Origin of the sequence: Mesorhizobium sp. B2-7-2 (assembly GCF_006440775.1) — a bacterium.
GTDB lineage: Bacteria > Pseudomonadota > Alphaproteobacteria > Rhizobiales > Rhizobiaceae > Mesorhizobium.
On record NZ_VFTZ01000024.1, the window covers coordinates 52562 to 76976 of the forward strand.

General features: G+C 64.8%; 24 protein-coding genes. 19 read left to right on the forward strand and 5 right to left on the reverse strand.

All coding sequences use genetic code 11. The features are described from left to right. Nucleotides 1-74: 74 nt before the first annotated feature. A complete protein-coding gene (locus FJ425_RS25875) occupies nt 75-1247 on the reverse strand; it encodes an NAD(P)/FAD-dependent oxidoreductase (protein WP_140726930.1) in 1173 nt (390 codons plus the stop codon). Then, nucleotides 1244-2410 carry a class I SAM-dependent methyltransferase gene (locus FJ425_RS32195; protein WP_246678004.1) on the reverse strand — a complete coding sequence of 389 codons (1167 nt, stop codon included), beginning with the start codon at nt 2408-2410 and terminating at the stop codon, nt 1244-1246. The genes FJ425_RS25875 and FJ425_RS32195 overlap by 4 nt, the downstream gene beginning before the upstream one ends. Here FJ425_RS32195 and FJ425_RS25885 point away from each other — a divergent pair. From FJ425_RS25885 to FJ425_RS25895, 3 genes are read left to right on the forward strand one after another with little or no spacing between them, the layout of a single operon-like run. After that, nucleotides 2384-3325 (forward strand): type III polyketide synthase, encoded by a 942-nt coding sequence (locus tag FJ425_RS25885; RefSeq protein WP_246678006.1) that lies wholly within the window; start codon nt 2384-2386, stop codon nt 3323-3325. The two genes, FJ425_RS32195 and FJ425_RS25885, sit on opposite strands and share 27 nt — an antisense overlap. Then, complete coding sequence (locus FJ425_RS25890; RefSeq protein WP_140726933.1) at nt 3325-4542, forward strand: sulfotransferase; 1218 nt, start codon at nt 3325-3327, stop codon at nt 4540-4542. Before FJ425_RS25885 ends, FJ425_RS25890 begins: the two co-directional genes overlap by 1 nt. 48 nt (nt 4543-4590) lie before the next feature. Continuing rightward, a complete protein-coding gene (locus tag FJ425_RS25895; RefSeq protein ID WP_181176052.1) occupies nt 4591-5160 on the forward strand; it encodes an ABC transporter substrate-binding protein in 570 nt (189 codons plus the stop codon). On the opposite strand, the gene FJ425_RS32200 is transcribed toward FJ425_RS25895, so the two are convergent. After that, nucleotides 5141-5737 carry a hypothetical protein gene (locus tag FJ425_RS32200; protein WP_246673611.1) on the reverse strand — a complete coding sequence of 199 codons (597 nt, stop codon included), beginning with the start codon at nt 5735-5737 and terminating at the stop codon, nt 5141-5143. The genes FJ425_RS25895 and FJ425_RS32200 overlap by 20 nt on opposite strands. On the opposite strand from FJ425_RS32200, the gene FJ425_RS32205 reads away from it, so the two are divergent. Together FJ425_RS32205 and FJ425_RS25905 are read left to right on the forward strand one after the other, a co-directional pair. After that, nucleotides 5714-5890: a hypothetical protein gene (locus tag FJ425_RS32205; protein ID WP_224627788.1), complete on the forward strand. Its 177-nt coding sequence runs from the start codon at nt 5714-5716 to the stop codon at nt 5888-5890. The two genes, FJ425_RS32200 and FJ425_RS32205, sit on opposite strands and share 24 nt — an antisense overlap. A gap of 3 nt (nt 5891-5893) precedes the next feature. Next, nucleotides 5894-7015, forward strand: coding sequence for an ABC transporter permease (locus FJ425_RS25905; protein ID WP_140700177.1), 1122 nt, complete (start codon nt 5894-5896; stop codon nt 7013-7015). A gap of 158 nt (nt 7016-7173) precedes the next feature. Here the strand turns inward: FJ425_RS25905 and FJ425_RS25910 are convergent, their stop codons facing one another. After that, nucleotides 7174-8784, reverse strand: coding sequence for a pilus assembly protein (locus FJ425_RS25910; RefSeq protein ID WP_140636054.1), 1611 nt, complete (start codon nt 8782-8784; stop codon nt 7174-7176). Nucleotides 8785-9217: 433 nt separating this feature from the next. Between FJ425_RS25910 and rpsF the strand changes: the two genes are divergently transcribed. The 12 genes from rpsF to FJ425_RS25975 all read left to right on the forward strand — a co-directional run bounded on the left by rpsF (nt 9218) and on the right by FJ425_RS25975 (nt 20873). Then, entirely contained in the window at nt 9218-9694 is a 477-nt protein-coding gene (gene rpsF / locus FJ425_RS25915) for a 30S ribosomal protein S6 (protein WP_140636056.1), read from the forward strand. Next, nucleotides 9694-9942: a 30S ribosomal protein S18 gene (gene rpsR / locus FJ425_RS25920; RefSeq protein WP_006203718.1), complete on the forward strand. Its 249-nt coding sequence runs from the start codon at nt 9694-9696 to the stop codon at nt 9940-9942. The genes rpsF and rpsR overlap by 1 nt, the downstream gene beginning before the upstream one ends. A gap of 218 nt (nt 9943-10160) precedes the next feature. Beyond that, the gene (gene rplI / locus FJ425_RS25925; protein WP_095767000.1) at nt 10161-10745 is read left to right on the forward strand and encodes a 50S ribosomal protein L9; all 585 of its coding nucleotides are present in this window, start codon (nt 10161-10163) and stop codon (nt 10743-10745) included. Nucleotides 10746-10990: 245 nt separating this feature from the next. Beyond that, a complete protein-coding gene (locus FJ425_RS25930) occupies nt 10991-12277 on the forward strand; it encodes a cyclopropane-fatty-acyl-phospholipid synthase family protein (protein ID WP_140636058.1) in 1287 nt (428 codons plus the stop codon). A 68-nt stretch (nt 12278-12345) separates the two neighbouring features. Beyond that, complete coding sequence (locus FJ425_RS25935; RefSeq protein WP_140636060.1) at nt 12346-12669, forward strand: YnfA family protein; 324 nt, start codon at nt 12346-12348, stop codon at nt 12667-12669. A gap of 1 nt (nt 12670) precedes the next feature. Continuing rightward, nucleotides 12671-13636 carry a small ribosomal subunit Rsm22 family protein gene (locus FJ425_RS25940; protein WP_140726936.1) on the forward strand — a complete coding sequence of 322 codons (966 nt, stop codon included), beginning with the start codon at nt 12671-12673 and terminating at the stop codon, nt 13634-13636. A 646-nt stretch (nt 13637-14282) separates the two neighbouring features. Then, entirely contained in the window at nt 14283-15773 is a 1491-nt protein-coding gene (locus tag FJ425_RS25945; protein ID WP_095766996.1) for a replicative DNA helicase, read from the forward strand. Between the two features lie 220 nt (nt 15774-15993). Continuing rightward, the gene (radA, locus tag FJ425_RS25955) at nt 15994-17397 is read left to right on the forward strand and encodes a DNA repair protein RadA (RefSeq protein WP_095766995.1); all 1404 of its coding nucleotides are present in this window, start codon (nt 15994-15996) and stop codon (nt 17395-17397) included. A gap of 42 nt (nt 17398-17439) precedes the next feature. Further along, complete coding sequence (locus FJ425_RS25960; protein ID WP_140636064.1) at nt 17440-18117, forward strand: CvpA family protein; 678 nt, start codon at nt 17440-17442, stop codon at nt 18115-18117. A 101-nt stretch (nt 18118-18218) separates the two neighbouring features. Continuing rightward, on the forward strand, nt 18219-19700 hold the full coding sequence (purF, locus tag FJ425_RS25965; protein WP_095766993.1) for an amidophosphoribosyltransferase: 1482 nt from the start codon (nt 18219-18221) through the stop codon (nt 19698-19700). Between the two features lie 59 nt (nt 19701-19759). Next, complete coding sequence (locus FJ425_RS25970) at nt 19760-20503, forward strand: SDR family NAD(P)-dependent oxidoreductase (RefSeq protein ID WP_140636066.1); 744 nt, start codon at nt 19760-19762, stop codon at nt 20501-20503. Nucleotides 20504-20648: 145 nt separating this feature from the next. Next, nucleotides 20649-20873 carry a hypothetical protein gene (locus FJ425_RS25975; protein WP_027165524.1) on the forward strand — a complete coding sequence of 75 codons (225 nt, stop codon included), beginning with the start codon at nt 20649-20651 and terminating at the stop codon, nt 20871-20873. A 164-nt stretch (nt 20874-21037) separates the two neighbouring features. On the opposite strand, the gene FJ425_RS25980 is transcribed toward FJ425_RS25975, so the two are convergent. Next, the gene (locus FJ425_RS25980) at nt 21038-21541 is read right to left on the reverse strand and encodes an OsmC family protein (protein WP_140636068.1); all 504 of its coding nucleotides are present in this window, start codon (nt 21539-21541) and stop codon (nt 21038-21040) included. A gap of 321 nt (nt 21542-21862) precedes the next feature. Here FJ425_RS25980 and FJ425_RS25985 point away from each other — a divergent pair, with 321 nt between their 5' ends. Further along, a complete protein-coding gene (locus FJ425_RS25985) occupies nt 21863-23359 on the forward strand; it encodes a peptidase S10 (RefSeq protein WP_140636070.1) in 1497 nt (498 codons plus the stop codon). Nucleotides 23360-23500: 141 nt separating this feature from the next. Then, the gene (locus FJ425_RS25990) at nt 23501-24394 is read left to right on the forward strand and encodes a DMT family transporter (protein ID WP_140726938.1); all 894 of its coding nucleotides are present in this window, start codon (nt 23501-23503) and stop codon (nt 24392-24394) included. Nucleotides 24395-24415 lie beyond the last annotated feature (21 nt).

Consider the following 24415-nt stretch of genomic DNA (forward strand, 5'->3'; position numbering starts at 1 on the left):
CGTCCGGAATTGCGTAAAAAACAAAGAGACAGGGCGTTTCGCCGTTTCCGTGAAACGGTGAAACGCACTGAAAGTCAAAAGCCCGGAACGGGCTGGACCTTTCCACTCAGCCGAGCGCCAAGCGTCAAAGCGGCCGGAAAATTCTTGATCACGGCGCGCATGGCCGACGCGCCACCTGGCCCAAGCGCGATTTTGGCAATCAAGGCCGCGGCACGCAGACGGGTCGAGAATTGCCGACGCCATTCGCGTTCGTAGCGACGCCCGGCGGCGTCGCGGTCCTCGTGACCTTTGCCCGATGCGATCAGTTCTCGCGCAAGCAGCCAGCCCGATTGCAGCGCCATCGAAATCCCTTCGGCGATGACAGGATGCGATTCGCCCGCGATATTGCCGACACGGAAGATGCCCTGATCGTAGCCGGCCCGGATGCCGGGATGAATCGGCCCCGCAGCCAGCCATGGGCCATCCAATTCGGCACCTGCCAGCGCAGTTCGCACGCCTCGGCACGAGTCCAGGACGTGGCGCGATACCGCATCCGCGGCGGCAATATTTCCAAAGCGCCGGCGCAGCCCGGATAGAACATCGCGGCGGATACAGCAGGAGATTGAAACCCGGCCATGGTCCGCAGTTACCATCCCGCCATATCCGCCCGGGAATACCAGCAGCGGCATCAGATCGGGCGCCAGTGCGGCGCCGGTAAAATGCGCCTTGAAGCCGAAAAGGTCGGAGGGTTGGCTGGTTCTTTCAAGCTGGCTCGGAAGTTTCCCGGTTTCCCAGGATCCGTGCGCGGCAATGATGACAGGTGTGCTGAGCAGCTTCTGTTGCTGGTCCGACTCCACAGTCAGAAATTGCAAGTCATCGCGCCGGCGGACAGCGACTGCCTTGCAAGGCTGGAGTATCTCGACACCCGCACGTTCGGCGGCCTGTAGCAGGATGGTGTCCAGACGATCGCGGCCGAGCGCGCGGCCGAGACCCGTCTTGGCGCCCGGCATTCGCGCCTGAGCCGAGACATCGCCCGAAAAGAACCCGACGCGCCTTATTTCAGGGCCGGCTTCCGCGCGCCAGCTCTCGCCGACGCCCAGTTGATCGAGCAAGGCAAGGCTGGTGCCCGACATGAATTCGCCGCAGACCTTGCGGCGAGGAAATACCACCTTCTCCACCATTGCCACCGACCAACCATGTTGGGCGAGTGCAATGGCGGTGGAACTTCCGGCAGGGCCGGCACCGATGACAATTGCGTCGTGCATCATTTCGTGTCGGGCATGCTGGCGCCGACAAATCCTTGCGTAAACAGGCCTCTGCGGCCCTCCATCACGGGCGTTCCACCCGACAGTTGCCACAATTGTGAAAGTTCCGTGCCGCGAAAACCGGCGCGCACACTTTGCGCTGCATCATTCAGCGTCACCGCGCAGGCGCCGATCAATCGCAGGAACCGTGTCGCCACAAGCGGCACCTTGGCTCTCAACGGCTCCGTGGCGACCAGCATCGGGGCCATCGTCATCATCCGAGAAAACAGCTCCTGCAGACGCATGTCGTCGAAGTGGTGGAGGATAAGGTTGGCGCAAACAAGGTCGAAGGGCCTGTCCTGGGTCCAATCGAACAGATCCGCGGTCACGGGCTGCGCCCGCCAGCCCAATTCAGCGAAGGAGCTGCGCAAGTCCTCGCTTATCAGGCCGATCCTGTCGACCATGACGATCTCGACGTCGGGCCAATGGCGCGCCATCAGCCGCGCCACCGCCAGCATGAACTTTCCGTCGCCGGCGCCTATTTCGAGGATGCGCAATGGCGGCTTTTGCACGTTTTGCCGCATCAGCGATGCCATGATCCTGGCCTGGAACATCAATGCATTGATGCGAACGAGATCACGACGGGATGCAATCGCACGGGGATCGTCAGCCGGGAGGCCGTCGAGGAGTTCTGGCTCCAGATGCCGGATGTCTATGTCGGTCATGCGATGGATCGGAAATCTAGGCTTCAGCCGGCAATCCGGCAAATAGAATTCGGTCGTACCTTCATGGCCGCGCGCTGCTGAGTCGCGGAACCCGCATTTGAGGCCAACCCGGATAGCGAAGAAAGTCGGTCCCTTCATGCGAGACCGGAGGCTGATATCACAGTTTGCTAATGAGAAATATCGGCACCGCGCAATAAAATGCTCTATGCAGGCGTTTACCTTAGGAACACTTCTCCAATTCGCAGACCTCTTATGAGCCTGATTGCGCTCATTTGAGACCCGATTGGGCTCATTCTCGGAGCTATTTTGTCCCCTCAAGCGTATCTGAACGGCATTGCCACGTGTGTCCCCGAACATGACGTGCATCGGTTCTTCCTCGGCTATGGAGCCTCGCTGCTTGAAAACGATGCGCAGCGCCTTGCGCTCTTCGAGCGAATGGTCGCCCTGGCCGGGATCGAGCATCGCTATTCCTGCTTTGCGCCTGCCGACGATCCGCGCGGCGGGGCAATCGACCGCGACGGAACCTCGGTCAGAGGCTCGTTCGCCAGCACCGCAATGCGTATGCGGATGTACGAAGCCGCCGCACCGGAGCTCGCGCAACGGGCCGTCGACAGACTTCTGGCCAACGACGAGCGCTCGCAGATCACGCATTTGATCGTGACGAGCTGCACCGGCTTTTCGGCGCCCGGCATCGACCTGGAGCTGGTGCAGCGATGCGGCCTGTCGACGTCGGTCGAGCGCACCATCATCGGCTTCATGGGATGCTATGCCGCCATCAACGCCTTGAAGCTGTCGCGCCACATCGTGCGATCGGATCCGAAGGCCCGCGTGCTGATCGTCAACATCGAATTGTGCACGCTGCACTTCAAAGAAGCCACGGAGCTCGAGAAGCTGATCTCGTTCTGTCTATGGGGCGACGGTTGCGCGGCCTCGCTGGTGACAGCCGAGCCGCACGGCATCCTGCTCGAAAGCTTCCACGCGATCGTGGCAGCGGAGCGCAAGGAGCTGATGAGCTGGAATATCCGCGACGACGGCTTTGACATGGTGCTGTCCGGCCAGGTTCCCGGTGCCGTCCGTGAGACGCTGCGCAACGAGCATCCGGCCATCCTCGGCGGCAGGCCCGCCAAGGAGATCGATTTGTGGGCGGTGCATCCCGGCGGCCGCTCGGTGCTCGACGCAGTCGAGCGGGCACTCGAACTGAAGCCGGCCGCGCTCGCCGCATCGCGCGAAGTGCTCCGGCAATACGGCAACATGTCGTCGGCCACCGTAATGTTCGCGATGGCCGAAATGCTGAAGGAGCCGTCGGGCTTGCTCGGCTGCGGCATGGCGTTCGGGCCGGGATTGACCACCGAGACCATGATGTTCCGGACTGCCTGATGAAGTCGAACGCCATCCGGCACCGCGTCCGTGCTTTCGCAGCCCGTCGGCTGGTGCCCTACTTGCCGTATCCGCACTTCATGTGTGTGGCACCTCTTGACGCCGTGTTGCGCGTCCTATGGCGTGCGGAAGGCCGGTTACCTCCCGTTTATTGGCCGCGTCTGGTGCTCCTGCTTCTGATTTCGGGCATCAACACGATCGCCTCCCTGCCGGAGCGCGTGATCCTTGGGGCATGGCTGCGGCTGCGGCCTCCCCAGATGGAACCGGATAACGCGCCTGTGTTCGTTCTTGGCTACTTCCGCTCCGGGACGACTTTTTTGCAGAACCTGCTGTCGGCGGACCCGGACCTGAGATCGCCGGGCTGGCCGCAGGTCCTGGCGCCTCAGACATTCGTCCTTGGCTGGGCCTTGCTGCGCTATCTTTTCGTGCCCTTGCTGCCGTTGACGCGCCTCGACGCGGTCGTGCCGGTTGGCGCCAGGCTGCCGGCGGAGGACGACTTCGCATTGAACAATCTGGGTGGAATGTCGATCCTGGCGGGGCGCGCCGTGCTTCCCCGCCGGCAAGCCTTCTTCAATCGATATCAGGATCTCGACTCGCTCTCGGCGCAAGAGCTGAGCCGTTGGCGCTCACATCAGTTCGCCTTCGTCCAGAAGCTCACGCTCGTCGCCGGAGGGCGGCGACTTCTGCTCAAGTCGCCGAGCCACACGGCGCGCGTCCGCCACCTTTTGGAGCTGTTCCCTGGCGCCAAGTTTGTCCACATCTCGCGTTCGCCGGAAGCGGTGTTCCGGTCCAACCTTGTTCTGACGCGCGAGTTGCAGCGTGCGTTCGCCCTGCAGCCGCCGCTGCCCGAGCACGAGCAGGAAGAGATCATCGCCCGCGAATATCTCGCGACGGAGATGCACTATCTGGCTGATAGAACCCGGATTCCAGCCGCCGACCTCGCCGAGGTGAGGCTACAGGATCTGATTGCCGATCCGATGGGCGAGATGAAGCGGATCTACCGCGAACTGGGCTTGCCATTCTCCCACGGCTGCGAGGAGCGCATGCTGCAAGTCGCCGCGACGTTCGGCAAACAGCCGCGCAACCGCCATCCCGACCTGACGGAAGGGCAGAAAGCGCGCTTAGCCCGCCTCGAACCGCTCGCTTCCAATTTCGGGCATGTGCCTGCGCTGCCTCCCGGGACTGTCAATATTGACAGCCAACCGCGCATTGGATGACATGGCATCATGACGGCAGGCCTATGGTCATACGCAAGCTGGGCAGGTTTGGCCCGGCTGTTGCTCGTCCCTCTGTTGCTCAGCATCTGCGCCCCTTCGGCGGTTGCCGACGAGCAGGGCGATGCGGTCAAGCTGGTTGAGACCGTGCGCCAGGCGGCGCTCGTGCTCGGGCACGGCGGTCCCGCCGAGGCGCAGCTCCGCTCGATCTCAGCGGCCTTCGACGGAAAGGGAATTGCCCAAGCCGTGCTCGGGACGCGTTGGCGCAGCGCGAGCGCGGACGACCGCGCCGCGGTGGTCGATGCGCTTCTTTATGCCATCGCACACGGGCTGGCCGACAAGCTGGAGCGGACGCAGGACAAGACTTTCACCGTGCTCGGCACAAAGACTCTGGCCAACGGCGACACACTGGTGCGCAGCGAATTCCGCCGGCGGCTCCACGGCCCAACATCCGTGGACTGGCGTGTCCGCCGCTGCCGCGGGCAACTCTGTATCGGCGATGTCTTTGTCGACGGCGGGTCGGTGACCGTGCGGCAGCGGGACCGCATCAGCCAGATCCTCGCCGGCAATGGCGGCTCGATCCCCGCGCTTGTCGTCGATCTCAGGAAAGGCCGGGTATGACTCCTCGCCGGCGCTCATGTCCTTCCTCGTCGAATTGAGCAATGTCGGCCGCGATTTTGACGGCGGCCGCATCGTCGCCGTTGACGACGTGTCGCTCGCGATCGGGAATGACGAGACCGTCGCGATTGTCGGCCGCAGCGGCAGCGGCAAATCGACGATCCTGAACCTGGTCTGCGGGCTCGACCGGCCGACCCGCGGCGAAGTTCGGTTCGAAGGACGGGCCGTCAATGGAAGTGCTGCGTGGGCAGCGGTCCGGGCCAGCAGGATAGGCATCGTCTTCCAGAACTTCTGCCTGCTCCCCTCCTTGTCGGCGCGCGAGAACATCGAGGTGGCTCTGCTGGGAAACCTCGGCGGAGCGCAGCAGCGTCGCGCTCGCGCGCTGGAACTTCTGGCGCATTTCGGTCTTGCCGATCGCGCTGCGCTGCGGCCGGCCGAGCTTTCGGGCGGCGAACGCCAGCGGCTTGCCATTGCGCGGGCGCTTGCCAACCGTCCGAAGCTTCTTCTTGCCGACGAGCCGACAGGAAGCCTCGACGTGCAGACAAGCCAATCCGTCATGGACATCATCGGCAATGCGCATCGCGAATTCGGGACCGCAGTGATCGTGGTGACCCATGACGAGGACGTGGCCGCATTGTGCGGACGGCGGGTCGAGATCTCGGATGGCCGCATCCGCTCGGACAGCCGGATGGCGGCAATCTCAGCGCCCGCACCGGCATCGCGGATCGGCTAGCCCATGACGGAGCTGACCCTGCCCTTGCGCGGTCTCATCGCACGTCCGCTGCGCACTTTGCTCACGGTGCTCGGCATCGCCTTGGCGGTCGCCGGCTTCGTGGCGCTTACCGGCCTGACCGCCGGCGTCCAGCGCTCATTTGCGTCGGGAATCGATGAGAACGGCGCGGATCTGGTGGTTAGCCAGCGCAGCACCTTCAATTTGGTGAGCAGCACCGTGCCCAGAGCGCTCGGCCCGGCGCTTTCGGCGGTGCCGAATGTCGAGGCGGTGTCGGGCGTTCTCCTCAACATCACCACCGCCGACGAGGACGCCAATATCGTCATGGCCGGCTGGCCAAGCGGCAGCTTCCTGTGGAAAGACGTGCCGCTCGTAGCGGGGCGGCTCCCTGTGCCGGGGGACCAGTGGCCGGTGATCCTCGGCCAATCGATCGCCGGCGCATTGGACAAGCGGGTCGGCGATACCGTCGAGCTGCAGTTCCAGCCCTATCGGATCGTCGGCATCGCGTCGTTCTCGTCCATGCTGAACCAGAACAGCGCCATCGTTCCGCTCGAGGGGCTGCAGCAGCTCCTGTCGCGGGAGGACGCCTTTACCTTGTTCGAGGTGAGACTGAAGCGCCCGCTCGACGCCGACGGCATCGCCGCTGCCCGCACCCGGCTCGTTGCAGCCGCGCCGGGATTCGTGGTCGGCGACACCGAGCAGTTCGCCAACAGCATCCGCATCTTCGATCTGCTTCGGGCGATCGCCCGCACGATTTCGCTGGTCGTCATGGCGATGGCCTCGGTTGCGGTCGCCAACACGCTGCTGATGGCCGTGAACGAACGGACGTTCGAGATTGGTGTTCTGGCGGCGCTTGGCTGGGCGCCGCGGCGGATTCTTCGGCTCATCCTCATCGAAGGCGTCTTCATGAGCGCAGCCGGCGGCGTTATCGGCATCGTTCTCGGCGCCCTGACCATGGAAGCGGCGGCGAAGACAAGGTTCGCGGCGGGGCTGATCGTGCCTTATCTGTCAGGCTGGTCGATCGCCCAGGCGCTGATCTTCGTCTTCATCGCCGGCCCGCTCGGCGCACTCTACCCGGCTTGGCGCGCCACGCGTCTTCTGCCCGCTGAAGCGCTCCGCAGGATCTGACTTGTCGTGTCGGCCGGGGCAGCGTTCGGTGCCGATAGCGCCGGCAAAAGCATCGATCTGTCCGGAAGTCTGGCCCTGTTCGCCGTACGGCCTCACAGAAGGGACGCGGCAGGCCCCGTTCCGCCACGAGTGTTCTCATGCCGCGGCGCCAAGCCTCGTCAGTTGGTGAGCTGCAACCTGGAGAACTTGTGGGCGATCGTCTGGAAGACGTTGGGCAGCTTGGCCGGGTCCTCGACGGCGTAATAGTCGCTCGGGTCGGAAGCGCAGGCGCTGTAGAGCGAGCGGTTGGCCGCCGTGTCGGCCTGCAGCACCATGGTGTAAATCTGCACGCCCTGGCTCTTCAGCTGCGTGCAGACATCCTTCGTCCAACCGTCGACGTTGCGCGCCGCCGCCGCCTGATTGCTCGAACCGAAACGGCCGCTGGCGAGATAACCGTAGGAGGTGTAGTCCGATTTCTGCGGCGTGTTGCTGGCGCCGTAGACGACGTTCTCGCCGTCGGTCAAAAGCATCACCACCTTGGTGACGCCCGGCGTCTTGTACGGTGTGGCGTCGGTATAGGGCGGCTGCGGCGACAGCACCCGCTGACCCCAGGCCAGCCCTTCCGAAACATTGGTGCCGGAGCCGTTCCACTCGGTCATCTGGGCGGCGGCCTGGCGCAGCTTGTCGAAGTCGTCGGTCAACGGAACGATAGGCGTCGGGCAGGCGCGGTTCGGGCCGATGGTGATCGTGCTGCCGGCCTCGGTGATCAGCTTGTTGGTCGAAGCCGGGTACTTGGCAACCTTTTCAGCATTTTTGCCGACGAGCTTGGTCTTCGATTGCGACAACTTCACATCGTCGACGGTGTCGTCGAGATAGGAGTTGTTGTAGCTGGCCGCGGAATTGCCGTAGGCGGCGGACGGCCTCTTGGCGACGTCGGGATCGTCGGGCGCGAAATAGGGCACGAACAAGCTGTCGGGCTTCGACGGATCCGGCGGCGCATCGGCGATGTTCAGTGCGCCCGGCCTCGCCTCGACGCAGCCTTTCCAGCCTGTGCCATTCCAGCCGGTGCGCTTCGACACCGGCACGTCTTCCTCGAGCTCCTTGAACAGCGTCATATGGTCGGGACGCTTGCCGTCGACAGGCTCGAAATTGACGCCGTTGGTCGAGGACTGGCCGTCCATGTCGATCCAGGCCGGGTCGAATTCGGGACCGTTGACGTTGACGGCGGTGACGAAGGGCACCAGCGACGCGTGCACGGGACGGGTCGGCGATTTGACCGCTTCGAGATAGTCGAGCACGGACGTCGTCGCCTGCCGCAGCGCGGTGATGCGGGCGCCGGCCATCGAGCCGGTGTTGTCCAGCACCAACACCACTTCCAACTGGTTGTTGGATTCGACTGCGCCTGCGTCGACGCTGATATGCCGTTCGCTGCCGAACAGGAACGCGAAGTTGAGGTTCACGTCGGCGCTGGCGATCGCCTTGGTCTTCACGTAGCTGACGCCCTTGTCGACGGTCAGCGTCGCCTGGGCATTCGACAATTCGCCGCGGGTGGCGATATTGGCCTGGAAGTAGCGGTTGAAGACGTCGTTGCGGGTCACGTCCGCATCGCCGAGATGCGAGGAGGCGAGGTTCGCAGCGTCGAGAGCGTTCTGAAGATTGCTCTTGGCCCGCATCAGCGTCGAGACATCGGTGGCAAACGCCACCGCGGCCAGGATCGCCGGCACGCCCAAGGCCAGCACCAACGCGAAATTGCCGCTCCTCGAGCGCCAGAAATCTTTATGCAAAGCCAAAACCGCCCCCATTGGCCGCATTTCGCAATGAATTCCATTAGATACGAAGATGTTAATAAACCAGGAGCACCTTGGCGCTGCTTGAGAAAACAACGCATTTGATGGTTAAGGCAGACTTGCCTGGCGCGTATAAACGAAACGGCCGGTTCGCAGGTCCGCGGCATCGGCGACGCAGGCCGGGCCTTGCCTTCCTGGCGAATTGCTATATAGACCCGCGCAATCTGCCGGTCCTTGCTGGGGGCTGAACGGAGGGCCGCGGCCTTTTCAAAGGTCGCGACACGAAGCCGGAAAGGCTTCCAGCCTCCCGTGTCTCCGCTCTCGACCGTCTCGTGATGCTCCTTTCTTCCCCGCTCTTTCGCGATCGGGTCAGACAAGTTGCAGAGGCTTAGCCGCGAGGGCCGGTGAGAGAAACGAAGAAAGGCACTTAAACATAATGGCTCTTTACGAACATGTGTTTCTTGCCCGGCAGGACCTGTCGCAGCAGCAGGTTGATGCGCTTGTCGAACAGTACAAGGGCGTCATCACGGCGAATGGCGGATCGGTCGGCCGGATCGAGAACTGGGGACTGAAGTCCCTCACCTACCGGGTCAAGAAAAACCGGAAGGCTTACTACACGCTGATGGACATCACCTGCCCGCCGGCCGCGCTCAACGAAATGGAGCGCCAGATGGGCCTGTCGGAAGACGTCCTTCGCTTCCTCACCATCAAGGTGGAAGCGCATGAGGAAGGCGCATCGGCGATGATGCAGAAGCGCGAAGAGCGCTCCGAGCGCGGCGGCTTCGGCGACCGCGACCGTGGCCCGCGTTCGTTCGGCGACCGCGACCGCGGCCCGCGTTCGTTCGGCGACCGCGAAGGCGGCGACCGTGGCCCGCGCCGTCCGCGCGAAGGCGTTGAAGGAGGTGCAGAATAATGGTCGACATCAACCAGATCCCGACCCGGCGTCCGTTCCATCGCCGCCGCAAGACCTGCCCGTTCTCCGGCGCCAACGCGCCCAAGATCGACTACAAGGACGTGCGTCTCCTGCAGCGCTACATTTCCGAACGCGGCAAGATCGTGCCCTCGCGCATCACCGCCGTCAGCCAGAAGAAGCAGCGCGAGCTCGCCAAGGCGATCAAGCGCGCCCGCTTCCTCGGCCTGCTGCCCTACGTGGTTCGCTGAGGCCTGAAAGTTCGATGCGGGCGCTTGCCGCCCGCATCCACCCCACGGCGACGGGCGCCGCGCGGTTCAAGTCAAATCCCGAGTTGGGGCCGGATGGCCTCTAACTGCCAGGACAGGCAGGACAGCGACAAGAGCGGCGAGCGCCGCAAAGAGCTTCCTGACCTGTTCCAGATCATTGCGCCAGCCTTCCGGCCGGCGCCAACCGAAGGAACGAAACCATGGAAGTCATTCTCCTCGAGCGCATTTCCCGCCTCGGCCAGATGGGCGAGACCGTCAAGGTCAAGGACGGGTTCGCCCGCAATTTCCTGCTGCCGCAGGGCAAGGCGCTGCGCGCCAACGAAGCCAACAAGAAGAAGTTCGAGGGCCAGCGCGCCCAGCTCGAAGCCCGCAACCTGGAGCGTAAGTCGGAGGCCGCGCAGGTCGCCGAGAAGCTCGACGGCAAGAGCTTCATCGTGGTGCGCTCGGCCGGCGAGACCGGTCAGCTCTACGGCTCGGTGTCGACCCGCGACATCGCCGATCTGCTGATCGCCGAAGGCTTCACCGTCAACCGCAACCAGGTCGAGCTCAACCAGCCGATCAAGACCATCGGCCTCTCCAACGTGGCGATCGCGCTGCATCCGGAAGTCGAGGTCACCGTGACGCTCAACGTCGCCCGTTCGGCCGACGAGGCGGAGCGCCAGGCCAAGGGCGAGACGCTGACCACCGCCGAAGCCATCTATGGCGAGGACATCAACGACAACGCCCGGCCGGAGAATTTCTTCGACCCGAACGCGGAATTCGAAGGCGGCGAAGAGAACGCCTGATCTCTGGGCCTGATTTGGCACATCCTCCGAAGCGTCGCTTCGGTTCGCAGACGTCCAGGATTTCTGGACCAACGCCCGGGTCTTCGACCCGGGCTTTTTTGTGCCAAAAGGAACTTTTCGACACCCCATATCTTGTGCACATTACAGCGTGGCGCGTCGATTGGACGCGGGCGAGGCGCCGTGGCATTTTCGATCTGGCATTCCAGTCCGATTACCGGGTGATCCGACTGAGGGGACATTTGGTCATGAATATCCTGTTGAAACACGTTCTCGAACGCCTGGTGCGCGCCGGCGACCTCAAGGTGACGGGGCCGAAGGGCGCGACGCACAAGTTCGGCGACGGCAGCGGCGAGCCGGTGCATATCCACATCAAGACCACGCATGCCGAGCGCGCCATCACCTTCGATCCGATGCTGGCGGTGCCCGAAGCCTATATGGACGGCGAGCTCGACGTGATCGAGGGCGGCGTTCTCGGCCTGATGCGCATCGCGTTCCAGAACATGGGATCGAGCGGCATCGACGTAACCTGGTCGAAGGCGATCGAGGGGCTGCGCCACGCCTTCCGCCGGCTGCAGCAGATCAACACCGCCGCGCGCTCGCGCCGCAACGTCGAACGCCACTACGATCTCTCGGGCGAGCTCTACAAGCTCTTCCTCGACGAGGACATGCAGTATTCCTGCGCCTATTTCGAACAGCCCGACATGACGCTCGACGAGGCGCAGCTTGCCAAGAAGCGACACATCGCCGCCAAGCTGAGGCTCAAGGCCGGCCAAACGGTGCTCGACATCGGCTCCGGCTGGGGCGGGCTGGGCCTCTATCTCGCCAAGGTCTTCGACGTCGACGTGCAGGGCGTCACCCTCTCCACCGAACAGCATGGCGTCGCCACCGACCGCGCTCATGCGCAGGGCCTGCAGGACCGCGTGCATTTCGAACTCAAGGATTATCGCCACATCAACGAACGTTTCGACCGCATCGTCTCGGTCGGCATGTTCGAGCATGTCGGCGTCAACCACTACCGCACCTTCTTCGACAAGGCCGCGACGCTGCTCAAGCCCGACGGCGTGATGCTGCTCCATACCATCGGCCGTTCCGGCGTGCCGTGGGCGACCAGTGCCTTCGTCCGCAAGTACATTTTCCCGGGCGGCTACATCCCGGCGATGTCGGAGGTGATGCCGGCGATCGAGAAGTCGGGCCTCGTCGTCACCGATATCGAAATCCTGCGGCTGCATTACGCCGATACGCTCAAGCATTGGGGCGAGCGCTTCGCCGCCAACCGCGACAAGGCGAAAGCGATCTATGACGAGCGCTTCTGCCGCATGTGGGAGTTCTATCTCGCCGCTTCCGAGGCCGCCTTCCGCTGGCAGGACCTGGTGATCTTCCAGTTCCAGATCGCCAAGAAGAACGACACGCTGCCGATGACGCGCGACTACATGGCCAAATGCGAGAAGGCGCTGGAGCTGCGCGATATCGGCCACCAGGAGCCGGCGGCGCCGGCGCCCTCCAAGCCGACCCGCCGCAAGAAGGTGGAATAGTCGCGCAATGCCGCTTGCCATTGCGGCCTGACGCCACGAAAAAGGTCTCGTTCGCGAGACCTTTTTTCATGACCTACCTCATCTACACCGCAGCCGCTCTTGCCGAGATCGCCGGCTGCTTCTCGTTCTGGGCGTGGTGGCGGCTGGAGAAGTCGGCGCTCTGGCTTCTCCCCGGCCTCGTCTCGCTGGCGCTGTTCGCCTTGCTGCTGTCGCTGGTCGACACGGAGGCGGCGGGCCGCGCCTATGCCGCCTATGGCGGCATCTACATCGCCGCCTCGCTCGGCTGGCTGTGGCTGGTCGAGGGCGTGCGCCCCGACCGCTGGGATCTGGCCGGCGCCGCGCTCTGCATCGTCGGCGCCTCGGTCATCCTGCTTGCGCCGAGGGGGGCCTGAAATGGAACTGCCCGCCCCGCTCCGGCAAGGCGTCGACAGCCTCCTGGAGAAGGTGCCGCTTTCGGCGCTGAAACAGGCGGCGCGGACGCTCTCGGAGCGCTACCGCGCCGAGCTGCGCGACGGCCGCCCGCATATGGGCGAGGACATGGCCGTCAAGGCCTATCTGGCGACGCGGCTGCCCGCCACCTATGCCGCCGTGCGCGCCAGCCTCGATGCCTTGATCGAGACCCGCCCCGACTTCCGGCCGGCGAGCCTGCTCGATGTCGGCGCCGGACCTGGCACCATGCTTTGGGCCACGACTGACGCCTGGCCTGAGCTGGAACGGGCGGTGCTGGTCGAGGCAAGCGCTGCCGTGCGCAAGGTCGGCCAGGCGCTCGCGGAAGGCGCGATCGCTGCCCGCACCGACTGGATCGCCGGCGACGCCACCATCGATCTCGACGGCATCATGCCCGCCGACCTCGTCAGCGCCGCCTATGTGCTGGACGAGATCGTGCCTTTATCGCTGCCGAGGCTCATCGACCGCCTCTGGCGGCTCACGGTCGACACATTGCTCATCGTCGAGCCCGGCACGCCCGCCGGCTGGCAGCGCATCCTTGCCGCGCGCCGGCAACTGATTGCGGCCGGCGCGCATGTTTCGGCACCCTGCCCGCACGCGGCGCCCTGCCCGCTTGCGCCGCCCGACTGGTGTCATTTCGCGCGCCGCGTCGCCCGGTCGCGCCTGCATCGCCTGGTCAAGGAGGCCGAGGTGCCATGGGAGGACGAGAAGTTCATCTATCTCGCCGCCTCCCGGCAGCCCGCGCCGGCGCATTCGGCGCGGGTGATCGCGCCGCCAAAGGGGGGCTCCGGCAAGGTGGTGCTAAAACTCTGCCAACCGAACGGCAGCGCCGGCGAGCGCCTGTTCAGCAAGCGCGACGGCGAGTTGTTCAAGGCTGCGCGGCGGGCGGACTGGGGCGACACGCTGGACTGAGGGAGCGATCGGGAGAAGACGCATCGTCGATGTGGCCGATGCCTTTGTGGAACAGCGACTTTGGAGATTAGCCGAAGCGCCCGAAACTTCGTCATCCACGGGCGGAGCGGGAGCGCAGCGGACGCGTAGACCCGAGGATCCATTCCGTGACCTCGCGCGAAGAATGAAGGCGGCGCAGAACAGGGCCGTTCTGCATCGCCGCGACGCTTATAGGTCACGGAATGGATCCTCGGGTCTGCGCGCGTCGCTTCGCTCCTTGCTCCGCCCGTGGATGACGACTTGACCGACATTTCGGCTAACCTCGAAGGTTGGTGAACGCCCAAAAGAAGCAACTCGCTACTTTGGCGATCAGCCGAGGACGTCCGCGATTCTCTGCGCGAGCGGATGCGGCTGGTCGGTTGTGAGCGAGCGTTCGACGACAATCGGGCGCCCGAAATGTTCTTGCTTCGTTCCATATTTGCAACTAAGAATCGCCGCTTGCCGAGTCAACCGGAATCGGGCCCCCGGAATACTGTCCTGTGGATGGTTTGCCGATCCTGTGAACATTGGGGCGTCAAGCTGGTTGGACCGAGGGTGTTGCAGAAAGGTCAGCATCGAATCTTCCCGTTCTGATATCGAGGACAGCGGGATCGAAACCGGGGATATCATGGCAGAGGCGGCACTGAAATTCGGCGCGGCGGAGACGCCGCTCTATCGCGAGGCACCGAACAACATCGAGGCCGAGCAGGCGCTGCTCGGCGCCATCCTCGTCAACAACGACGCCTTCTACCGCGTTTCCGATTTCTTGAAGCCGGCGCATTTCTACGAGCCGCTGCACCGCCGCATCTTCGAGATCGCGGCCGAGCTCATCCGCATGGGCAAGATCGCGACGCCGATCACGCTCAAGACCTTCCTGCCGGCCGACGAGAAGGTCGGCGACATGACGGTGGCGCAATATGTCGTGCGCCTCGCCGTCGAGGCCGTCACCGTCGTCAACGCCACCGACTATGGCCGCGCCATCTACGACCTTGCGACGCGCCGCGCGCTGATCACCGTCGGCGAGGACATGGTCAACATCGCCTATGACGCGCCGGTCGACATGTCGCCCTCCGACCAGATCGAGGATGCCGAGCGCCGGCTGTTCGAGCTTGCCGAAACCGGCCGCTATGATGGCGGCTTCGAGAGCTTCAACGATGCGGTCAAGACCGCTGTCGACATGGCCAACGCCGCCTATATGCGCGACGGCCACCTGTCGGGCATCGCCACCGGACTGCGCGACCTCGATCGCCGCATGGGCGGCCTGCAGCCCTCCGACCTGATCGTGCTCGCCGGACGTCCGGGCATGGGCAAGACCTCGTTGGCCACCAACATCGCCTTCAACATTGCCGAGGCTTACGTTCCGGCGCAGCAGGCCGATGGCAGCTTCAAGGCCGCCAATGGCGGCGTCGTCGGCTTCTTCTCGCTCGAAATGTCATCGGAGCAGCTGGCCACCCGCATCATCTCCGAGCAGACCGAGATCTCGTCCTCGAAGATCCGCCGCGGCGAGATCACCGAGATGGATTTCGAAAAACTGGTCGCCTGCTCGCAGACGATGCAGAAGATCCCGCTGTTCATCGACCAGACCGGCGGTATCTCGATCGCGCAGCTTTCCGCCCGCGCGCGGCGTCTGAAGCGCCAGCGCGGTCTCGATCTCATCGTCATCGACTATATCCAGCTGATGCAGGGCTCCTCCGCGCGCGCCTCGCAGAACCGCGTGCAGGAAATCACCGAGATCACCACGGGCCTGAAGGCTCTGGCCAAGGAGCTCGGCGTGCCGATCATCGCGCTGTCGCAGCTGTCGCGTCAGGTCGAAAGCCGCGACGACAAGCGCCCACAGCTCTCGGACCTGCGCGAATCCGGCTCCATCGAGCAGGACGCCGACGTGGTGCTGTTCGTCTATCGCGAGGAATATTACCTCAAGAACCGCGAGCCGAAGCTCGGCACCGAGGAATACATCAAGTGGGAAAACGAGATGAACGAGGCGCGCGGCAAGGCCGAGTGCATCATCGCCAAGCAGCGCCACGGACCGACCGGCACCGTCAGCCTCGCCTTCCACGGTGAATTCACGCGGTTCTCGGATCTGGCGGAAGAGCATCATCTGCCGGAGAGGTTTGAGTGAGCTTGAGACAGGTCTCACTCCGTCACCCCCCTCTCTGTCCTGCCGGACATCTCCCCCTCAAGGGGGGAGATTGGATGTCGCATCGGCTTTCGCCAATCGCCGACGTTGCAAGGTGGGCGCCGTCGGCAAAACTGCCGATCTCCCCCCTAGAGGGGGAGATGTCCGGCAGGACAGAGGGGGGCGCTGTCCCGCCGGCCTATCCAATGTTGGGCCATCCCTGATGGCCAAATCGCGCGTTCAGTTCATCTGCCAGAATTGCGGCTCGGTGCATCAGCGCTGGGCCGGCAAATGCGATGCCTGCGGCGAGTGGAACACGCTGGTCGAGGAAGGCACGTCCGGTGGCATCGGCTCGGGGCCGGCCAACACGCGCAACGCCCGCAAAGGGCGTGCCGTGGTGCTGACCAGCCTGTCGGGCGACATCGAGGACGCGCCGCGCATCGTTTCGGGCATCGGCGAGCTCGACCGCGCCACCGGCGGCGGCTTCGTGCGCGGCTCGGCACTTCTGGTCGGCGGCGATCCCGGCATCGGCAAGTCGACGCTCTTGACGCAGGCAGCCGCCGCGCTCGCCTCGAAAGGCCACCGCATCGTCTATGTCTCGGGCGAGGAAGCGGTGGCGCAGATCCGGCTGCGGGCACAACGCCTCGGCGTCGCCTCGACGCCGGTCGAGCTTGCGGCCGAAACCAATGTCGAGGACATCCTGGCGACCATCGCCGACGGCAAGCGGCCGGACCTCGTCATCCTCGATTCCATCCAGACGCTGTGGACCGATCTTGCCGATTCGGCGCCGGGCACCGTCACCCAGGTGCGCGCGGCCGCCCAGGCGATGATCCGCTACGCGAAATCCACAGGCGCGGCGATCGTGCTCGTCGGCCATGTCACCAAGGAAGGCCAGATCGCCGGCCCTCGCGTCGTCGAGCACATGGTCGACGGCGTGCTCTACTTCGAGGGCGAAGGCAATCACCACTTCCGCATCCTGCGCACGGTGAAGAACCGCTTTGGGCCGACCGACGAGATCGGCGTGTTCGAAATGTCGGACAAGGGGCTGCGCGAGGTTTCCAATCCATCCGAGCTTTTCCTCGGCGAGCGCCACGCAAAGTCCCCGGGCGCCGCGGTTTTCGCCGGCATGGAAGGCACGAGGCCGGTGCTGGTCGAGATCCAGGCGCTTGTCGCGCCTTCCTCGCTCGGCACGCCGCGCCGCGCCGTTGTCGGCTGGGACGGCGCGCGGCTGTCGATGGTGCTCGCCGTGCTTGAGGCGCATTGCGGCGTGCGCTTCGGCCAGCACGACGTCTATCTCAACGTCGCCGGCGGCTACCGGATCTCGGAGCCGGCGGCCGATCTGGCGGTCGCCGCGGCGCTGGTTTCGTCGCTCACCGGTCTTGCCCTTCCCGCCGATTGCGTCTATTTCGGCGAAATCAGCCTATCGGGCGCCGTGAGGCCGGTTGCGCATGCGCAGCAGCGCCTCAAGGAAGCCGAAAAGCTGGGTTTTGGAAGCGCGGTGCTGCCGCTCGGCAGCGAGGAACTTGCCGGGGGGATCGGGGCCGGCGCTTTCCAGCCCACCGAGCTTGCCGACCTTGTGGCGCGCATAGCCGGCTCACGGCGCGGTCGTGCCGACGACGGGGAGTGATGCGGCTCGTCGGGCCGTAAGACAGGAAGTGGGGCGAGAACCATGCCGATTACGCTGCTTGACGGAATCCTCGTCGGCTTCACCCTGGTCTCAGCAATGCTCGCCATGGTGCGCGGCTTCTCCCGCGAAGTGCTCTCGGTGGTTTCCTGGGCAGCGGCGGCGGCGGCGGCTTTCTTCTTCTACAAGCCGGTCCTGCCCTATGTTCAGCCCTATGTCGACAACGACAAGATCGCGATGGCGGCTTCGGCGGGCATCGTCTTCCTCATCGCGCTGATCGTCGTCTCCGTCATCACCATGAAGCTCGCCGACTGGATCATCGATTCGCGCATCGGCGCGCTCGACCGCACGCTCGGCTTCCTCTATGGCGCGGCGCGCGGCATCCTGGTGGTCGCGGTGGCGCTGCTGTTCTTCAACTGGCTGGCCGGCGCCAAGGCGCCTGCCTGGATCGCCAACGCCAAGTCGCGGCCGTTGCTGGAGACGATCGGCGCCAAGCTCGAAAGCGTGCTGCCGGAAAACACCGAGGAACTGGTCAACAAATACACGCATAAGGGCACGCCGCAGGCCGGCGCACCGGCCACGACCGACCAGCCCGCGGCCGAGCCGCCGGCAGGCGACGACAACGCGCCGGCGCCAGACGATAGCGAGGGCGAGGCGCCCGCCGACAACGAGCCGGCGCCGGCCACGCCAGCGCCCGCCCCGGCTCCAGCGCCGGCAAACTGATCGCGAGCCGGCCTGGTGCCGGTTGTGAATGCAAGAAAGCGTGCGTTGCGTTCCGCGAGCGATCGCCTTATATGGCGGCTTTAGCGGAGCTTGAGCACCAGATGGCAGACTCAACGGCAGATGAAGGCAAGGTCCTTTCCGCCGAGGCCGATGATCATTTTCATGACGAATGCGGCGTGTTCGGCATCTTCGGCCGGCAGGACGCGGCGGCCATCGTCACACTCGGCCTTCATGCCCTGCAGCATCGCGGCCAGGAAGCGGCCGGCATCGTCTCCTATGATGGCACCCAGTTCCATGTCGAACGCCATGTCGGCCTGATCGGCGATACCTTCACCAAACAGCGCGTCATCGACAGCCTGCAAGGCAACCGCGCCATCGGCCACACGCGCTACGCCACCACCGGCGGCGCCGGGCTGCGCAACATCCAGCCTTTCTTCGCCGAGCTCGCGGAAGGCGGTCTTGCCGTGGCTCACAACGGCAATCTCACCAACGCGCTCACCGTGCAGCGCGCGCTGCAGAAGCAGGGCTCGATCTTCTCCTCGACCTCCGACACCGAGACGCTGCTGCATCTGGTCGCAACCAGCAAGGAGCGCGATTTGAATTCGCGTTTCATCGATGCGATCCGCCAGGTCGAAGGCGCCTTCTCGCTGGTGGCGATGACCGCCAAGAAGATGATCGGCTGCCGCGATCCGCTCGGCATCCGCCCGCTGGTGCTTGGCGACCTCGACGGCGCCTGGATCCTCGCTTCCGAAACCTGCGCGCTCGACATCATCGGCGCCCGCTTCGTGCGCGACATCAAGCCCGGCGAGATGGTTGTGGTCACCGCGAAGGGCATCGAGAGCATCTTCCCGTTCGAGCCGCAGAAGACGCGCTTCTGCATCTTCGAATATGTCTATTTCGCGCGGCCGGATTCCTCGGTCGAAGGCCGCAATGTCTATGATGTGAGGAAGCGCATCGGAGCCGAGCTCGCGCAGGAAAGCCCGGTCGAGGCCGACATCGTCGTGCCGGTGCCGGATTCCGGGACGCCGGCCGCGATCGGCTTCTCCCAGGCCGCCGGCATTCCCTTCGAGCTCGGCATCATCCGCAACCATTATGTCGGCCGCACCTTCATCCAGCCAGGCGATTCCATTCGCCACATGGGCGTGAAGCTCAAGCACAACGCCAACCGCCGCATGATCGAGGGCAAGCGCGTGGTGCTGGTCGACGATTCGATCGTTCGCGGCACCACCAGCCAGAAGATCGTGCAGATGGTGCGCGACGCCGGCGCCAGGGAAGTGCATATGCGCATCGCCTCGCCGCCGACCAGCGCGTCCTGCTTCTACGGCGTCGACACGCCGGAGAAGTCGAAGCTGCTTGCGTCGCGCATGTCGGTCGAGGAGATGGCGGAGTTCATCCGCGTCGATTCGCTCGGCTTCCTGTCGATCGACGGGCTCTACCGCGCCGTCGGCGAGGCGCGCCGCGACAACGACCAGCCGCAATTCTGCGACGCCTGCTTCACGGGACAGTACCCCACCCGCCTGCTCGACTTCGAAGGCCACGACAATGTGCGCACGCTGTCGCTGCTGGCGAGCGGCGGGGCGTAGGGCGCCCGGACTATCATTTGCCATCGCCGAGCCGTCTCGCGCCTTATGGAATCTCTCACATGACCCTCGACCTTTCAGGCCGCGTGGCGGTCGTAACCGGCGCCTCGCGCGGCATCGGCTATTTCATCGCCAGTGAGCTGGCGGCAGCAGGCGCGCATGTGATCGCGGTGGCGCGCACGGTCGGCGGGCTGGAAGAGCTGGACGACCAGATAAAGGCCGACGGCCGCGGCCAGGCGACGCTGGTGCCGCTCGATCTTGCCGACATGGCCGGCATCGACCGGCTGGGTGGCGCGATCCACGAGCGCTGGGGCAAGCTCGATGTCCTGGTCGCCAATGCCGGCGTGCTCGGCGTCATCTCGCCGATCGGCCATGTCGAGGCCAAGACCTTCGAGAAGGTGATGACCATCAACGTGACGGCGACCTGGCGGCTGATCCGCTCGGTCGATCCGCTGCTCAGGCTCTCCGACGCCGGCCGCGCCATCATTCTCACCTCCAACGCCGCGCATTCGGCGCGCGCCTTCTGGGCGCCCTATGCGGCCTCGAAAGCGGCGGTCGAAACGATGATGCGGTCCTGGGCGCATGAAACCGAGAGCCTGCCGCTGAGGGTGAACGCTGCCGATCCGGGCGCGACCCGCACCGCAATGCGCGCCCAGGCCATGCCCGGCGAAGACCCGGAGACGCTGCCGCATCCGTCCGAGATCGCCAGGTGCATCGTGCCCCTGGCAAGCCCGGAACTGAAGGAAACCGGCCTGATCTTCCAGGCCAAGCACAACCGCTTCGTCGCCTACCGGCAGCCGGAATAAGACCTGGGTGCCTGACGCGTGGCGCCCCTCTATTCACGGGTCTGTGAACGGAGCGGTGAAACCGTGTGCCGCCTCGCTGCTTTCGTTGCTTCATCGGAGTTGCTAGGATCGGCCCGACTCCGACATTTCAAAGCGAGGAATTCCCATGGCTGCTACTCCCAGCGTAGCGTTGGTCTGGTATCTGGTGATCGCCGGCCCGCAGGGCGGCATGGTGGTGCTGCCCAGCACCTTCGACACCCGCGAACAATGCACCAACGCCGTCACCGAATATCAGAAGCAGCCGACCCCCCAGGGCTGGGCCGTGCAATGCGTGCCGAGCGCCTCGCCCTTTACCGATGAAGGGGACGCGGAAACGCCCTCGGCGCAGTAGCGCCGACTTATCTCCCCACTCGAGGGGGAGATGGCCGCGAAGCGGTCAGAGGGGGCTCCTCGCATGGAGCGCCGACCTCTTTCTGACGACGGACAACGCCGGCGCTCTACCTGAGACGACCCCCTCTGTCGCCTTCGGCGACATCTCCCCCTCAAGGGGGGAGATCAGCTTGCGCTCACGCTCAACGCCGGCTTGTTGTTGATCGTCTGGAACACCACGCAGTAGCGCTCGGTGAGTTTTATGAGCGAATCGATGCGCTCCTGCGGCTCGTCGGTGTCGAGATCGAATTTCAGCCTTATCTCGCGGAAGCCGACCGGCGCGTCGCGGGCGACGCCGAGCGTGCCGCGAAAATCGAGGTCGCCCTCGGCCTCGACCGTAGCGTTGCCGAGCTTGAACTCCAAGGCGGTCGCCACCGCTTTCAGCGTCACGCCGGCGCAGGCGACCAGCGCCTCCAGCAGCATGTCTCCCGAGCACAGCTCGAGGCCCGAGCCGCCGGTGGCCGGATGAAGCCCGGCGACAGCAAGCGCTCTGCCCGTCTCCACCTTGCAGGCGATCGACTGGTCGTCGAGCGTGCCGCGCGCCTTGAGCGTGATCAGCGCTCGCGCGGCGTCCTCGCGATAGGCGTCCTTCAACGGGGCCTGCATGGCCTTGAGCGCGGTTGCGTCCATTGTGTTGTCCTTCCAATCGGTCTTTGATGCCTTGATAGCACTGATATGCCGGCGGGACAGCGCCCCCCCTCTATCCTGCCGGACATCTCCCCCTCTTGGGGAGAGATTGGCAGCTTCTCCGGCGGCGCCCTTTCTGCAGCGCGTGGGAGATTAGCGAGCGTGGGAGAATGACGAAGGCCGACGCGACATCTGATCTCCCCCCTTGAGGGGGAGATGCCCGGCAGGGCAGAGGGGGGCGCGAAGGATCGCAACGTTTGCGATTGTTGTTTTGACTTCACACTCCCAGGCCATACCTATTCCGAGACCATTTCCGGAGCCCACATGCGATCCAAGCTCGTCTCCCTCGTCCTGCTGGCGCTCGCCGCCTTCGCTCAGCCCACCTTCGCCGAAGCACCCGAGCGTCCAGCCCCGACCGGCGGCGTGCTGTCGCTGTTGCCGCCACCGCAGGTGACAGAGCATTCGATCACGCTCGGCGGGCGCAAGCTGGATTACCAGGCCAAGGCCGGCACGCTGTCTCTCCTATCCGGCAAGGGCGAGGTGACGGCCGAGATCTTCTATGTCGCCTACTCGCAGCAATCGCCCGCCCCTGCGAAAGAGCGGCCGATCACCTTCGTCTTCAATGGCGGGCCCGGTGCTGCATCGGCTTACCTGCATATCGGCGCGATCGGGCCGCGCATCGTCGAGACCGCCGCCGACGGCGAGTTCCTGCGGCCGCCGCAAAAGCTCATTGACAACCCCGACAGCTGGCTCGACATGAGCGATCTCGTCTTCGTCGATCCGGTCGGCACCGGTTACAGCCGCGAGGCGCCTGGGCACGAGCCGAAGGAATTCTGGAGCGTCGATGCCGACGCCAGCTCGGTCGGCGCCTTCATCCGCCTTTATCTGGCGCAGAACGGCCGCACCGGATCGCCGCTGTTCCTCGCCGGCGAGAGCTATGGCGGCTTTCGCGCCGCGCTGCTTGCCCGCACGCTGCAGGAGGATGTCGGCCTCAGCCCCAGCGGCATCGTGCTGATCTCGCCGGCGCTGGAATTCATGCTGGTGCGGCCCGACCAGTTCGACCAGCTGCACTGGGCGCTGGAGCTGCCTTCGCTGGCGGCAACGCGGCTGAAGGGCGACGGCGTGAGCGGCGACGCGTTGCGCGACAGGCTGGCCGAGGTCGAGCATTACGCGCTCGGCGATTACCTGACGGCGCTGAACAGCGGGCTGGAGCAAGGCGGCAAGCTCGCCAGCGGGCGCGTCTCGGAGATCACCGGCCTGCCGCTGGAGCTCGTCCAGCGCAATTTCGCCCGCATCCCCATCGGGCTTTTCGCCAAGGAATTCCAGCGCGCCACCGGCAAGGTGCTCAGCCCCTACGACGCCACCATCGGCACCGCCGACATCGCACCGCAAAGCGCCCGTGAGGCCGGCCCCGATCCCGTGCTCGACCGCAGCGTTCCGGTGCTGACATCCGCCTTCGTCGCCTATGCGCGAAACGAGCTCAACTACCGCACCGATGTCAGCTACCGGCTGCTCAATGGCGAGGTCAGCCGCAGCTGGGATTACGGCACATCGGGCCAGGGCTATGCCGGCGTGATGAACGACCTGCAGCGGGCGCGCTCGCTCAACCCGGCGCTCGGCGTCGTCATCGTCAACGGCTATACCGACCTCGTCACGCCCTATCTCGCCTCGCGCTATCTGGTGAACCAGCTTCCTTCGCTATCAGACGCCAAGCCGATCCGGCTCGACGTCGTCGAGGGCGGCCACATGATGTATCTGCGGCCCGATGGCCGACGCGCGCTGAAGGATGCGGCATCCGAGCTTTACCAGGCGACACAGTAGGAGTTCCGACCGGTTCAAGCGAAAGACCTGCGCCAACGCAAGCGCCGCGCTGGAGCAGCGCCGTGCAAGCTTTCGCCCCTATAGCTTGAGCAACGGTCCCGGCTGGGGCGGAACCGCCTCACGCGAACACGCTGAGCCCACATGGCCGATGTCGTCATCCTGGAAAGCCGCGAAAGGGTGCTGGCCGGCATCCTGTTCACGGCCGCCGCCTATTTCCTGTTTTCGGCGCAGGATGCCTCGATCAAGCTTCTGGTCGTCGGCATGACGGTCTGGCAGATCATGTTCGTCCGCTCGATCACCGTGCTCCTCGCCTGCGGCGCGATCGGCGGCAGGCGGCTGTTCGCCGATACGATGGATTCGCCGATCGTCAAGCCGATGCTGGTGCGCGGCGCCTTCACGCTCGCCGCCTGGCTTTGCTACTACAACGCCGCGCGCTCGCTGCAGCTTGCAGAGCTCACCACCATCTATTACGCCGCGCCGATCATCGTTACTGTGCTGTCCGTGCTGATCCTGGGCGAGACGGTGCCGCTGCTGCGCTGGATCGCGGTGTTCATCGGCTTCGCCGGCGTCTTCATCGCCTGCGATCCGACCCGACTCGGCCTCTCCGTGCCGGTGCTCCTGGTGCTGGCAGCGGCCGTCCTTTGGGGGATCGCCGTGGTGCTGCTACGCAAGATCGCCATGCAGGAGCGCACAACGATCCAACTCGTGCTCAACAATTTCTATTTCATGCTCTTTTCGGCCGTCCCGGCCCTGATCTGGTGGCATATGCCCGACGGAACGCAGTTCCTCTTGCTCGTCAGCGTCGGCGCGCTCGGCGGCGTGGCGCAATACATGCTGTTCGAGGGCATGAAACGCGCGCCGGTGTCGATCATGGCACCGTTCGAATACACCTCGCTGGTCTGGGCCTTCGCGCTGGGCTACGCCATCTGGGGCGACCTGCCGCGCATGGAAGTTTTCATGGGCGCGGCGCTGATCGTCGGCGCCGGCCTGCTCATCGTCGGCAACGAGCATTTCCGCAAACGGGAGCAGGCCTGATGACAGAAGGCTGTCAGCAAG